The 12584-nt window shown below is 66.4% G+C and carries 11 protein-coding genes; 3 read left to right on the top strand and 8 right to left on the bottom strand.

Going from position 1 to position 12584, the window contains the following annotated elements; all coding sequences use genetic code 11:
* The 6 genes from PSR88_RS23935 to PSR88_RS23910 all read right to left on the bottom strand — a co-directional run bounded on the left by PSR88_RS23935 (nt 1) and on the right by PSR88_RS23910 (nt 5636).
* The gene (locus PSR88_RS23935; RefSeq protein WP_016883999.1) at nt 1-1023 is read right to left on the bottom strand and encodes an MCE family protein; all 1023 of its coding nucleotides are present in this window, start codon (nt 1021-1023) and stop codon (nt 1-3) included.
* Nucleotides 1020-2195, bottom strand: a complete 1176-nt coding sequence (locus PSR88_RS23930; RefSeq protein WP_016884000.1) for an MCE family protein — start codon at nt 2193-2195, stop codon at nt 1020-1022. The genes PSR88_RS23935 and PSR88_RS23930 overlap by 4 nt, the downstream gene beginning before the upstream one ends.
* A gap of 12 nt (nt 2196-2207) precedes the next feature.
* Nucleotides 2208-3059, bottom strand: a complete 852-nt coding sequence (locus PSR88_RS23925; RefSeq protein WP_005244538.1) for an MlaE family ABC transporter permease — start codon at nt 3057-3059, stop codon at nt 2208-2210.
* Between the two features lie 20 nt (nt 3060-3079).
* Nucleotides 3080-3844, bottom strand: coding sequence for an MlaE family ABC transporter permease (locus tag PSR88_RS23920; RefSeq protein ID WP_016884001.1), 765 nt, complete (start codon nt 3842-3844; stop codon nt 3080-3082).
* Between the two features lie 579 nt (nt 3845-4423).
* On the bottom strand, nt 4424-5341 hold the full coding sequence (locus PSR88_RS23915; RefSeq protein ID WP_011597038.1) for a 3-oxoacyl-ACP reductase: 918 nt from the start codon (nt 5339-5341) through the stop codon (nt 4424-4426).
* A gap of 103 nt (nt 5342-5444) precedes the next feature.
* Nucleotides 5445-5636, bottom strand: a complete 192-nt coding sequence (locus PSR88_RS23910; protein ID WP_005262894.1) for a ferredoxin — start codon at nt 5634-5636, stop codon at nt 5445-5447.
* A 247-nt stretch (nt 5637-5883) separates the two neighbouring features.
* Between PSR88_RS23910 and PSR88_RS23905 the strand changes: the two genes are divergently transcribed.
* From PSR88_RS23905 to PSR88_RS23895, 3 genes are read left to right on the top strand one after another with little or no spacing between them, the layout of a single operon-like run.
* Nucleotides 5884-7065 (top strand): acyl-CoA dehydrogenase family protein, encoded by a 1182-nt coding sequence (locus PSR88_RS23905; RefSeq protein WP_009477760.1) that lies wholly within the window; start codon nt 5884-5886, stop codon nt 7063-7065.
* A gap of 10 nt (nt 7066-7075) precedes the next feature.
* Nucleotides 7076-8197: an acyl-CoA dehydrogenase family protein gene (locus PSR88_RS23900; RefSeq protein ID WP_016884002.1), complete on the top strand. Its 1122-nt coding sequence runs from the start codon at nt 7076-7078 to the stop codon at nt 8195-8197.
* Nucleotides 8194-9765 (top strand): long-chain-fatty-acid--CoA ligase, encoded by a 1572-nt coding sequence (locus PSR88_RS23895; RefSeq protein WP_016884003.1) that lies wholly within the window; start codon nt 8194-8196, stop codon nt 9763-9765. The genes PSR88_RS23900 and PSR88_RS23895 overlap by 4 nt, the downstream gene beginning before the upstream one ends.
* A gap of 41 nt (nt 9766-9806) precedes the next feature.
* Here the strand turns inward: PSR88_RS23895 and PSR88_RS23890 are convergent, their stop codons facing one another.
* Both PSR88_RS23890 and PSR88_RS23885 read right to left on the bottom strand, forming a co-directional pair.
* Nucleotides 9807-10922: an NAD(P)H-dependent flavin oxidoreductase gene (locus tag PSR88_RS23890; RefSeq protein WP_016884004.1), complete on the bottom strand. Its 1116-nt coding sequence runs from the start codon at nt 10920-10922 to the stop codon at nt 9807-9809.
* Nucleotides 10923-12575 carry an acyl-CoA synthetase gene (locus PSR88_RS23885; protein ID WP_009477756.1) on the bottom strand — a complete coding sequence of 551 codons (1653 nt, stop codon included), beginning with the start codon at nt 12573-12575 and terminating at the stop codon, nt 10923-10925. It abuts the gene before it with no gap.
* Nucleotides 12576-12584: the final 9 nt, after the last annotated feature.

Here is a 12584-nt window from a genome sequence, read left to right as displayed (position 1 = left end):
CTACGGTGCACACCTCCCTGCCGTCTGACCGCCCGGCATGTTGAGGAGCAGATCCGATCCGTCCGGGCCGGAGAACTTGAACTTCACCGTGCAGACGTACATCTGGAAGAAGCTGCCGTACGTGCCGATGCGGATGAGCCTCCGGTAGGCGTCGGGCAGATTCTGGAACACCCAGTCGAGGTCGTCCTCCCCCGCCTGGAGCTGGGTTGCAGTGCGGTTGGCCTCGGCGATCGTGCTCTGCAACGGTGGCCGCGCACCTTCGAGCAGATTCGCGAGATCGCCCGTCGCCCCCGCGATGCGGGGAATGGCGTCACCGATCTGATCGCGGTCCTGGGAGAGCCCGCTGACCAGCTGCTGCAACTGGTCGAGCGTCGACCGGAACTGGTCGCCGCGGTCGTTGATGGTGCCGAGCACCTGGTTGAGGTTCGTGATCACCTCACCGATCAACTGGTCCCGGTCGGCGAGGGTGTTCGTGAACGAACTCGTGCTGCCGAGGAGCGAGACGAGCGTTCCGCCCTGCCCCTGGAACACCTGGACCAGCGCCTGGGACAGGTCGTTGACCTGCTGCGGGTCCAAGGCCCGCAGCAACGGTTTGAACCCGCCCAGCAGAAGGTCGAGATCGAGTGCAGGAGAAGTATTCTCGACGGGAATGGATCCACCGTCCGGTAGCGGTTCCACCGAACCGGCGCCTTCGAGAAGTTCCATGTACCGGTCGCCGACGAGGTTCTCGTACCGCACCGTGGCCTTGGTCCCGTCGAACAGCGAGTACTTGGTGTCGACGGTGAAGTCGACGTCGGCGAGGTTGTCGTCGTCGATGCTCACCTTCTCGACGGCGCCGACGGGAACGCCGGCGATGCGCACCTTGTCGCCGGGCTTGAGCCCGGACACGTCGGTGAACGTGGCGTGGTACCCGTCGGAGCTGCTGAACCGGTACTGGCTGAACACCAGGGCGAGTCCGGCGAAGATCACCGACATCACCGTCGCGAAGATCAACAGCTTGACCGTGGTCGCTCGCACTGTCACTGCCCACCCTGCCCGGGGTACACACCCGCGAACAACAGCTGGAACACCTTGGGCAGGTGCACCTGGACTTCCGTCGACGGCACGAACGGCACCGTTCCGGTGTCGGCCACGACGAAGTTCGCATGCTTGCTGAGATCAGGATTGGGAAGACCGTGGCAGTTCGGCCCACCTGTCGCATTCACTTTCGGCAGGTCCTTCGGATAGGTGTACGGCTCCTGCCCGTACATGAAGCTGGCGCTCAGCGCGATGCCCGGCTGATTGCCACCGATGAGCTGTTCGGCGAGGGGGATCACATTGTTCAGGCCGACGATGAAGCAGGAGATCTCGGGCGAGTACTCGGCCAGTAGATCCGTCGTCGGGAGCAACAGGTCGAGTGAGGAGTTCAGGTTCTGCTCGTTCTCGGTCAGTACGGTGTTGGCCGTGTCGGCCAGCCCGGTGACGTTGAGCAGCACGGCATCCAGGTTGTCCTGTTCGTCGACGACGGTGCCGCTGGTGGCCGTCGCGTTGTCGAGCACTCGCAGCAGATCCGGTGCGGTGTCGGCGTACACGTCGGTGACCTGCGCGGCCTTCGCGAAAACTTCCTGCAGCTGAGGAAGACTCGGATTCATCTTCGCCAGGTAGCTGTCGCTCTGCTCGAGCAGGGCGCCGAGTTCCTCGCCGCGCCCGCGCAGCGCCGAGGAGATCGCGCCGAGGGTGGCGTTGAGCTTCTCCGGCTGTACCTGCGCCAGCACGTCGGACAGGTGCTGGAAGACCGTGTTGAACTCGACGGTGACGTTGTCGGACGCGATGACGTCCCCTGCCTGAAGAGGGGTGGACGACGGGTTGTCCGGCATCACGAAGTTGACGTACTTGGCGCCGAACACGGTGGTGGACTTGATCTCCACGGTGGCGTTGGAGGGAATCAGCGACATCATGTCGGGGTACATCGCCAGTTTCAGCTCGGCGCCGTCCGTCACGTGTTCGATGGAGCCGACGCGGCCGACCTCGACACCGAGGAGCTTGACCTTGGCGTCGGGTTCCATCACCAGCCCGGAACGATCCGACGTGACGGTGACGGGCGTGGTCTCGCTGAAGGTTCCGTTGAACATGGCCAGTGACACACCGATGATCGCGAGAAGACTCACCACGAGGACGAGTGCCGCGAGCTTCTTCTTCCCACCCGAATCAGTCATCTACCGGCACTCCTATCCCGAAAGGTTGAAGTTGCCGGACCCGCCGTAGATGGCGAGCGAGATGAGCAGGGTGACGGTGACGACGGCGATCAGCGAGGAGCGCACCGCGTTGCCGACGGCCACACCGACGCCGACCGGACCGCCCGAGGCGTTGAAACCGTAGTAGGTGTGGATGAGCATGATCGCGATCGCCATGACGATGGCCTGCGCGAACGACCACAGGATGTCCGTCGGTATCAGGAACGTCGAGAAGTAGTGGTCGTACACGCCGGACGACTGGTCGTACAGCACTACGGTCGCGAACCGGCTGGCCATGAACGACGCGATCACCGCGAGGGCGTACAGCGGGATGATGGCGATCATCCCCGCCATCACACGGGTGCTGACCAGGTACGGAATCGACGGGATCGCCATCGTCTCCAGCGCGTCGATCTCCTCCGAGACGCGCATGGCGCCGAGCTGGGCGGTGGAGCCGGCGCCGATGGTGGCCGCAAGCCCGATGCCTGCGATGACCGGCGCCGCGATACGCACGTTGATGAAGGCCGCGAAGAAGCCGGTGAGGGCCTCGACGCCGATGTTGCCGAGCGAGCTGTACCCCTGCACCGCGATGGTGCCGCCGGTGAACAAGGTCAGGAAGCCGACGATGACGACCGTTCCGCCGATTACCGCGAGCGCACCCGTGCCCATGCTGATCTCGGCGATGAGCCGCAGCGTCTCCTTCGGGTAGTGCATCAGGGCGCGGGGCGCCCATCCGATGGCACGCGCGAAGAACAGCGCCTGCTCACCGAGCCGGTCGATCGAGCGGGACGCCGACGCGAACCGTTTGCGAGTTCGGGGAAAGCGCCCGGCCGCCGCTAGTGCCATCTACTCCACCACCATGTCGATCACCCTGCCGTCAGCTTGATGCCGACGGCGGTGACGAGAACGTTGACCACGAACAGGGCCATGAACGAGAACACGACGGTCTGGTTGACGGCGTCACCGACGCTCTTCGCGCCACCCCTGACGTTCAGGCCGAGGTAGGCGGCGACGAGACCGGCGATCATGCCGAACAGACCGGCTTTGACTTCCGAGATGACGAGCTCCCCGAATCCGGTGAGCAGGGTGATGCCGTTGACGAACGCACCCGGGTTGACGTCCTGGATGTAGACCGAGAAGACGAAGCCACCGAGGATGCCGATGGTGCAGACCAGCCCATTGAGCAGGAGCGCCACGGCGGTCGACGCCAGCACTCGTGGCACGACCAGGCGGTGGATCGGATTGATGCCCAGCACCCGCATCGCGTCGATCTCTTCGCGGATGGTGCGGGCGGAGAGGTCTGCGCAGATGGCGGTGGCGCCTGCACCCGCCACGATGAGCACGGTGACAATGGGACCGACCTGGGTGACGGTGCCGAGAGCGGCGCCGGCGCCACTGAGGTCGGCGGCGCCGATCTCGCGGAGGAGGATGTTGATCGTGAAGCTCACCAGGACGGTGAACGGGATGGCCACCAGCACGGTGGGCACCATCGAGACCCGGGCGACGAACCACGCCTGGTCCACGAACTCGCGACGCTGGAAGGGCCTCGAGAAGACTGCCCTCAACGTTTCGCCCGACATCGTGAAGAACCCGCCGACCGCACGCAACGGCACCTCGAGGAGGTCTACCATCCGTCCTCCTCGTCCATGATCTCGCCCAGCACCGACTGTCAGTTCGAGCCCAGCCCCCCAGCGGTCTGTGACTCAGGCCATATTAACTAGAACGTGTTCACCTGTCAAAGGTGGTCGCTCATCAGCAAGAATCGTCCCACATTCAGCACGCCCCGAGGTCCGAATTCGACTGAAATGCCGGGCGTTTCTCCCCCCGATCGGAACCGACGGTTCACGCTGAGCGGGAAGGCCGAGGTGTGGATTCAAGAGGTTATGGCACAAGAACTTTGAACGAATTTCATCGCATACCGACGACCGTCGGAATCGTCGTCGGCCCCGGTTCCGTGCAACCGCGTGAGGAGGCCGGCCCCGGGAGTCGCCGGACCGGCTGGGCACGCTTGATCGAACCGTTCGACGACAGCAGAACTAGAACACGATCTAGTCATATCCGGCACACCACTCGAACACCCCTCCACGGTTACCAGGCCCCCGTTCCGCCGCTCTTCAGTTGCCTTCAGTATCGCCCATCGCGGGGGCATTACCTGCGGAAACGATACGGAAACAACCTTCGTGTCGGTTCCTCGTCCCCGGGGACGCAGATCAGCCCAGTTCGCGGAGCGCCGCGGAGGCCGAGAACATGGCGGCAGGATCCCGATCCGCGAAGTAGTTCCCGAGCTCCGCCGCGAGCGCGCCGGGTGTCCACCGACCGTCCGCGGCGTCGAAACGCCGCTCCACGACCGGTGCCGCCATCAACGCCACCATCGGGCCGTAGACGACGAAGACCTGACCGTTTACGGAGTCGGCGGCAGGCGATGCGAGGTAGGCGACCAGCGCGGCCACGTGCTCGGGAGACAACGGGTCGACCCCCTCGGCCGGTGCCTCGCCGAAGACGTTCTCCGTCATCGACGTGCGGGCCCGGGGGCAGATCGCGTTGGCTCGGACGCCGTACCGCGACAGCCCACGGGCCGCCGACAGCGTGAGCGCCGTGATACCCGCCTTGGCGGCGCCGTAGTTCGCCTGCCCCTCGGGGCCGAGCAGTCCCGCCTCGGACGAGGTGTTGACGATGCGCCCGTACACGGGCGCACCGGCTTCCTTGGACTTGCCCCGCCAGTACGAGGCGGCTGAGCGGCACAGCAGGAAGTGTCCGCGCAGATGAACTTTCAGCACCAGATCCCAGTCCTCGTCGGACATGTTGAACAGCATGCGATCCCGCGTGATGCCCGCGTTGTTCACCAGGATGTCGAGGCTGCCGAGCCGGCTCTGCGCCGCCTCCATGATCGCGTCGGCGGTGGACCGTTCCCCGATGTCGCCTGCCACGAACTCGACCTTCGCGCCCAGGCCCCGGATCTCGTCTAGGGTTGCCTCCACGGCGTCGTTCGCGACCAGGTCGTTGACGACGACGGACGCACCGGCGCGGGCCAGTGCGATCGCCTCGAACTTTCCGAGGCCGGATCCGGCGCCGGTCACGACGGCGACCTTGCCGTCCACGTTCACATCGCGGTCAGCCACAGCATTCATGAACACGCTCTCCTGGTTCTGTGCACTCGCCGGAGGTCGCGAACACGACCCGGCGGTAGGTCGACGTCACTGTAGAACGTGTTCTCATTCCGGGCAACAATCCTCAGGGGTGCTCGGTGAGTGCGGCCCTCGGACACTGGGCGATCGCCGTACGCACGTCTTCCTCCCGGTCGGCGGGAGGAACGGCACTCGAAATGTGCAGCTGATCGTCGTCGTCGAGCTCGAAGATGTCGGGTGCGATCCCCACGCACACACCATTGGCCTCGCAACGGTCGAAATCAACTCTGACCTCCATGGCAACCCTCACTTCTCGTCGTCTCGCCACTCGCGGATCCGGGTGCCGCCGGGCTGTGGCGCACTTCGTTCCTGCGATAACACTAGAACCTGTTCCAGTCGTGTGCAATGATTCGTTCCACGACTGCGAGCACGCCTACCGGGCACGCTCCGGGGCCGGTCGGGGCCGGTTCCGCGAATGCACCGCAGAGACTGGAACCTGTGCCAGATTTCAGCTGATTCCGCTCTCGGACTGGAGAGGTATTTCGATGCACATCACCTACACACCCCAGCAGCAGCAGCTGCGGGAAGAGCTGCGCGCGTACTTCGCGAAGCTGATGACGCCGGAGCGTCGAGAGGCACTGGCCGCCACCACCGGCGAATACGGCGAGGGCAACGTCTACCGCGACGTCGTCGCCCAGATGGGCAAGGACGGCTGGCTGACGCTCGGGTGGCCCAAGGAGTACGGCGGCCAGGAACGGTCGGCCATGGAGCAGCTGATCTTCACGGATGAGGCCGCCATCGCCGGCGCCCCGGTCCCCTTCCTCACCATCAACTCGGTGGCACCGACGATCATGCACTTCGGCACCCCCGAGCAGAAGTCGTTCTTCCTGCCCAAGATCTCCGCCGGCGAACTGCACTTCTCCATCGGCTACTCCGAGCCCGAAGCGGGCACCGACCTCGCCAGCCTGCGCACGACCGCCGTCAAGGACGGCGACGACTACGTCATCAACGGACAGAAGATGTGGACGAGCCTGATCGCGTACGCCGACTACGTGTGGCTGGCCTGCCGTACCGATCCCGAAGCCAAGAAGCACAAGGGCATCAGCATGCTGATCGTCCCGACCACCGCCGAAGGCTTCTCGTACACCCCCGTCCACACGATGGCGGGTCCGGACACGAGCGCCACCTACTATCAGGACGTTCGGGTTCCGTCGTCCGCGCTGGTCGGCCCCGAACACGGCGGCTGGGCACTGATCACCAATCAGCTCAACCACGAGCGCGTCGCCCTCACCTCCGCCGGTCCGGTCCTCACCGCCCAGCGTGAAGTGCGCGAATGGGCGCAGAACACCAAACTGCCGGACGGCCGCCGCGTCATCGACCAGGAATGGGTGCAGATCAATCTGGCCCGGGTCCACGCCAAGGCCGAGTACCTCAAGTTGATGAACTGGGAGATCGCCTCGTCCACCGACCACGCGCCGGGCCCGGAGGCGGCGTCGGCCAACAAGGTCTACGGCACGGAGTTCGCCACGGAGGCGTACCGGCTGCTGATGGAGATCCTCGGACCTTCGGCCACGCTGCGGCAGAACTCCCCCGGTGTCCTGCTGCGCGGGCGACTCGAACGGATGCACCGGTCGTCGCTGATCCTCACGTTCGGCGGCGGAACCAACGAGGTGCAGCGCGACATCATCGCCATGACCGCCCTCGGCCTGCCCCCAGCGAAGCGTTAGGACTACGACAATGGACTTCACCCCCACCGTGGCCCAGCAGGATCTGGCCGGCCTCACCCGAGGAATCGTCTCGGACCTCGTCACCAACGACCGTCTCCGTGAACTCGACGACGCGGAGGACCGCCTCGATCGCCGGCTGTGGTCCGCACTCGCGTCGTCCGGCGTCCTGAGCGCCGCGCTGCCGGAGTCGGTGGGCGGCGACGGTTTCGGCGTCCTCGAGCAGTGCAGCATCCTCGTCGAACTGGGCCGCGCCGTCGCGCCGGTGCCCTATCTGTCGTCGATCGTGATGGCGGCAGGCGCGATCGCGAAATACGGGACCGAGCAGCAGCGGTCCGACTGGGGTACTCCGGCCGCGTGTGGAGAGAAGATCCTCACCGTCGCCCTCGACGAGGAACTCAACGACAATCCGGGTGCACCCGTCACGCGCGCCGAACGCGGCGCGGACGGCTGGACCCTCGACGGCACCAAGATCGTCGTCGACGCGGCACCGTCCGGCGACCTCTTCCTGGTCCCGGCGACCACCCCGGACGGTGTGGCCGTCTTCCTCGTCCGCCCCGACGACGCCGGAGTGACCGTCACCCGCCAGCAGACCGTCGACCTGGCCAGCACCGGTGAGGTGACCCTCCACGGAGTGTCGCTGGCCGAGGACCGCGTGCTCGGCGCCGTCGACCGGGGCAGCGAGATCGTGGCATGGCTCGTCGAGCGCGGCTCGCTCGGCGCCTGCGCGTACCAGTACGGCGTCCTCGACGAAGCCCTGAAACTCACCGCCGCCTACGCCCGCGAGCGGGTGCAGTTCGGGCGGCCCATCGGCAGTTTCCAGGCCGTGGCCCAGCGCCTCGCGGACGGCTACATCGATGTGAAGGGCGTCCGGCTCACGCTGTGGCAGGCGGCGTGGCGGCTCAGCGAGGACCTGCCCAGCGAAGGCGACATCCAGACCGCCAACTTCTGGGCGTCCGACGCCGGGCACCGGGTGGCCCACACCCTCGTCCACGTCCACGGTGGCGTCGGACTCGACGAGGACCACCCCGTGCACCGGTACTTCCTCGCCGCCAAGGCACTCGAGTTCCGGCTCGGCTCGGCCACCCAGCAGCTGCGGATCCTCGGCGCCGAACTGGCCACCGTCCCGGCATGACCGCCACGCTCGCGCGCACGGTATCGGATCTGCTCCTGGGCGTCTCGAAGTCGGGCGCCCAGGGCCTGTACTTCGAGGACCGGTTCCTGTCGTGGTCCGAACACGTGCGGGCGAGCCTGCGGCGCGCCGCGATCCTCGAAGATCTGCTCGATGCACAGCGGCCCCGGCACTTCGGTGTCCTGATGGACAACGTCCCCGAGTTCTCGCTCCTCGCCGGGGCTGCGGCGCTGTCCGGCGCCGTCCTCGTGGGGCTCAACACCACTCGACGAGGAGAGGCGCTGGCCCGCGACATCGCGCTGGCCGACTGCCAGGTGGTCTTCACCGAATCCGGGCAGTCCGCGCTGCTGGACGGTCTCGACCCGGGTGTTCCCGTCGTCGACGTGGATTCCCGCGCATGGTCCGCCCTGCTCGCCTGCGAGCGCCCCGAATTCACGCCGAGGGCAGCCGCGGCCGGCGACCTGTTCATGCTCATCTTCACGTCCGGCACGAGCGGCGATCCGAAGGCGGTGCGCTGCACCCACGCGAAGATCACCGGGCCCGGCATCATGCTCGCCGAACGCTTCGGCCTGACCCCGGACGACGTCGTCTACATGTCGATGCCCATGTTCCATTCCAACGCCATGATGGCGGCATGGTCCGTGGCACTCGCGGGGCACAGCTCGATTGCGCTGCGGCGCAAGTTCTCCGCGTCCAACTTCCTGTCCGATGTGCGGAAGTTCGGCGTCACTTACGCCAACTACGTCGGAAAGCCGCTGTCGTATGTGCTGGCTACCCCGGAGTTGCCCGACGACGCCCACAACACCCTGCGAGTGATGTACGGCAACGAGGGGTCCGCGCCCGCGGTCGCGGCGTTCGCGCGCCGCTTCGGCACCGCGGTGGTCGACGGATTCGGCTCCACCGAGGGCGGTGTCGCCATCTCCGGCACCCCCGGGGCGCCGGCAGGTTCTCTGGGCAAGCTCCCCGAGGGCATCGCGATCCTCGACCCCGAGACCGGCAAGCCTTGTCCCCCCGCCGAATTCGATTCCGCAGGCCGGGTGCTCAATGCCGAGGCCGCGACCGGCGAACTCGTCAACGTCGCGGGGTCCGGTGCGTTCGCGGGCTACTACAACAATCCCGAGGCCGACGCCGAGCGGATCCGCGACGGCAAGTACTGGAGCGGCGACCTCGCGTACCGGGACGCCGACGGGTTCGTGTACTTCGCGGGGCGTAGTTCCGGATGGTTGCGCGTCGACGGCGAGAACATCGGTTCGGCGCCCATCGAACGCATCCTGATGCGGTACGACGGCTTCGCCCAGGTGTCGGTGTACGCGGTGCCCGACCCCGAAACCGGGGACCGGGTGATGGCGGCCGTCGTCCCGACGCGTGACTTCGACCCGGTGGCCTTCACACGCTTCCTCGACGCGCAGTCCGACCTGGGTCCGAAGCAGCGTCCGAGTCTGATCCGGGTGTGTGCCGAGTTCCCGCGGACCGCCACGTTCAAGGTCCTCACCCGCGTGTTGAGCGCCGAGGCCGCCGAGTGCACCGATCCGGTGTGGGTCCGCGACGGAACCGGCTACTCCCCCAGGTGAGTGGCAAAGTGTGCTGACGCATACTTTGCCACTCACATCGGCTACCGGAAGCTGTCGAGGCGGGAGACCGCCGACTCGAAGCCCTTGACGAGTTCGTCCATCACCTCGGCCACCGGACGGATCTCGTTCATCCGGCCGACGATCTGCCCCACCGGCATCGCGACGACATCCGGGTTCTCGGACGCAGCGATCCGCTGATGCGCCTCGCTGACCAGCAAATTCTGCAGCGGCATCGGCAGCGGCGCCGGTGCGTCCGGCTTCGACCAGGCGTCGGTCCACTTGGTCTTGAGCAGGCGCGCGGGCTTCCCCGAGTAGATCCGGGACCGCACCGTGTCGGCGGACGTCGCACCCAGCAGGGCACGCTGGATCGCCGACGGCCCCTCCGACGACGCGCTGCCGAGTTTGTACTCGGACGTGGTGAGCCAGTACGACCCCATCCACACCCCCGCCGCCCCCAGCGACAGCGCAGCAGCGACCTGACGTCCACTGCCGATACCCCCGGCCGCGAGGACCGCGGCGGAATCACCGATGGCATCCACGATCTCGGGAACCAGCACCATCGACGCGATCTCACCGGTGTGCCCACCGGCCTCGTACCCCTGCGCGATGACGATGTCGACACCGTTCGCGACGTGCCTGCGCGCGTGCTCGACGGCGCCGGCCAGCGCGGCCACCGGAACGCCCTTCTCGTGGGCCTGGTCGATGACGTCCTTCGGTGGCGAACCGAGGGCGTTGGCGATCAACGCAATTCGATGATTCAGCGCGACGTCCACATGCGAACGCGCCACCGAGTGCAGCCAGCCGAGCACACCGGTCGCGTGTTCGGCACCCGAATCCAACGGCGGCACCCCCAGATCGGCCAGGGTCCGGTCGACGAACGCGCGGTGTTCCGCGGGGATCAGCGACTCGAGGTCCACCGACGTGCCCTCGGTGGGCACCTTCGCCGGCATCACGATGTCGACGCCGTACGGCTTGCCGTCGGTGTTCTCATCCATCCACGACAGGACGGCCTCGAGCTCCTCGGGGTCGTTGAACCGGACGCAGCCGAGCACACCCAGACCGCCGGCCCGGGAGATCGCCGCGGCAACGTCTTCGGAGGGAGTGAACCCGAAGACCGGGTACTCGATGCCGAACTTCTCGCTCAAACTCGTGTGCATTTACGCGCCTTTGCTTTCGGGCGAGCCGTTGCCGTTGTGGTCGTCGGCCGGTCGGGTCTCGGTCTGTTCCTTGGCCCAGCGGTAGTCGGGCTTACCCGCCGGCGAGCGCTTGATCTCGTCGACGAACCAGAGGCTGCGCGGAACCTTGTATCCCGCAATCTCCTTGCGCGCCGCGTCGGCGATCTCGTGCAGGCCCGGCCGCGCCCCACCCCGGGTCTGGATGACGGCGGCGACGCGCTGGCCGAAGCGTTCGTCGGGAATGCCGACCACGAGCGCGTCGAAGACGTCGGGATGCGACTTGAGGGCGCCCTCGACCTCCTCGGGGAAGATCTTCTCGCCGCCGCTGTTGATCGACACCGAGCCGCGGCCGAGCATTGTCACCGTGCCGTCCGCCTCCACCTGCGCGAAGTCGCCCGGGATGGAGTAGCGGATGCCGTTGATCTCCTTGAACGTGGCCTTGGTCTTCTCTTCGTCCTTGTAGTAGCCGATCGGGATGTGCCCCTTGCGCGCCAGGATGCCGACCACGCCGGACCCGGGCTCCACCGGGTTCCCGTCCTCGCCGAGGACGGACGTGGACGCGTCGATCTTCACCGTCGGGCCGCCGCCGTGCGAGTCGCCCTTCGCGACCACGCTGAGGCCGCCGAAACCGGTCTCGGACGAACCGATGGAGTCGGTGATCATCCGGTTGGGCAGCAGTTCGAGGTACTTCTCCTTGATGCTGGGCGAGAACAGTGCCGCCGAACTCGCCATCAGGAACAGCGACGACAGGTCGTAGGGTTCGCCGCTCGCCTTGTCGCCCTCCACCAGCGCGTCGAGCATCGGTCGCGCCATCGCGTCGCCGGTGATGAAGATGAGGTTGACCTTGTGCTGATCGACGATCCGCCACACGTCGTGGCCGTCGAATTCGGGGTGCATCACGCACTTTCCGCCGCCGAACAGACTCTGGAACACCGCCCACTGGCTGCCGCCGTGGATCATCGGCGGGATCGGGAAGCGGGTCATGCCGGGGCTCTCGGCGCCCAGCTTCGCGAGATCCCACTCGTCCTCGACGTATTCACCGGTCATGAAGTTGATGCCGCCGCCGAGCACCCGCCAGACGTCCTCGTGACGCCACATGACGCCCTTGGGTTTGCCGGTGGTGCCACCGGTGTAGAGCATGTACAGGTCGTCGCCAGTGCGCTCGCCGAAGTCGCGGTCGGGGGAACCCTGCGCGAGTGCGGCCTCGTATTCGATGCCCTCGTACTCGAGATCGGTGCCGTCCTCGACCACGACGGTGGTCTTCAGGAGCGGCGTCTCGGGGAGCACGTTCGCGACCTTGTCGGAGTAGCGGCGCTCGTGAACGAGCGCGACCATGTCCGAATTGTCGAAGATGTATTGCAACTCGTTCTCGATGTACCGGTAGTTGACGTTCACCATCACGGCACGGATCTTGAAGACCGCCACCATGGCCTCGATGGCCTCGATGGTGTTCCGGCAGTAGATGCCCACTTTGTCGCCGGGCTGAACACCCTGTTCGCGCAGGTAGTGGCCGAGGCGATTGGCCCTCTCCTCCATCTGCGCGTACGTCACTTCCCGGTCGTCGGACACCAACGCGACGCGGTCCGGAACGAGGTCGATTGCGTGCTCTACGAGGTCTGCGATATTAAGGGCCACGTCAACAAA

The organism is Rhodococcus sp. DK176 (assembly GCF_038447315.2).
Classification (GTDB): domain Bacteria; phylum Actinomycetota; class Actinomycetes; order Mycobacteriales; family Mycobacteriaceae; genus Rhodococcus_F; species Rhodococcus_F jostii_A.
The sequence above is the reverse complement of the archived record's forward strand: the minus strand, read 5'-3'. Positions and strand labels throughout refer to the sequence as shown.

Bases quoted from the DNA above. Each gene is read 5' to 3' on its own strand.
- PSR88_RS23930 (WP_016884000.1), bottom strand. From the start codon at position 2,195: ATGACTGATTCGGGTGGGAAGAAGAAGCTCGCGGCACTCGTCCTCGTG.
- PSR88_RS23925 (WP_005244538.1), bottom strand. From the start codon at position 3,059: ATGGCACTAGCGGCGGCCGGGCGCTTTCCCCGAACTCGCAAACGGTTC.
- PSR88_RS23920 (WP_016884001.1), bottom strand. From the start codon at position 3,844: ATGGTAGACCTCCTCGAGGTGCCGTTGCGTGCGGTCGGCGGGTTCTTC.
- PSR88_RS23915 (WP_011597038.1), bottom strand. From the start codon at position 5,341: ATGAATGCTGTGGCTGACCGCGATGTGAACGTGGACGGCAAGGTCGCC.
- PSR88_RS23910 (WP_005262894.1), bottom strand. From the start codon at position 5,636: ATGGAGGTCAGAGTTGATTTCGACCGTTGCGAGGCCAATGGTGTGTGC.
- PSR88_RS23905 (WP_009477760.1), top strand. From the start codon at position 5,884: ATGCACATCACCTACACACCCCAGCAGCAGCAGCTGCGGGAAGAGCTG.
- PSR88_RS23900 (WP_016884002.1), top strand. From the start codon at position 7,076: ATGGACTTCACCCCCACCGTGGCCCAGCAGGATCTGGCCGGCCTCACC.
- PSR88_RS23895 (WP_016884003.1), top strand. From the start codon at position 8,194: ATGACCGCCACGCTCGCGCGCACGGTATCGGATCTGCTCCTGGGCGTC.
- PSR88_RS23890 (WP_016884004.1), bottom strand. From the start codon at position 10,922: ATGCACACGAGTTTGAGCGAGAAGTTCGGCATCGAGTACCCGGTCTTC.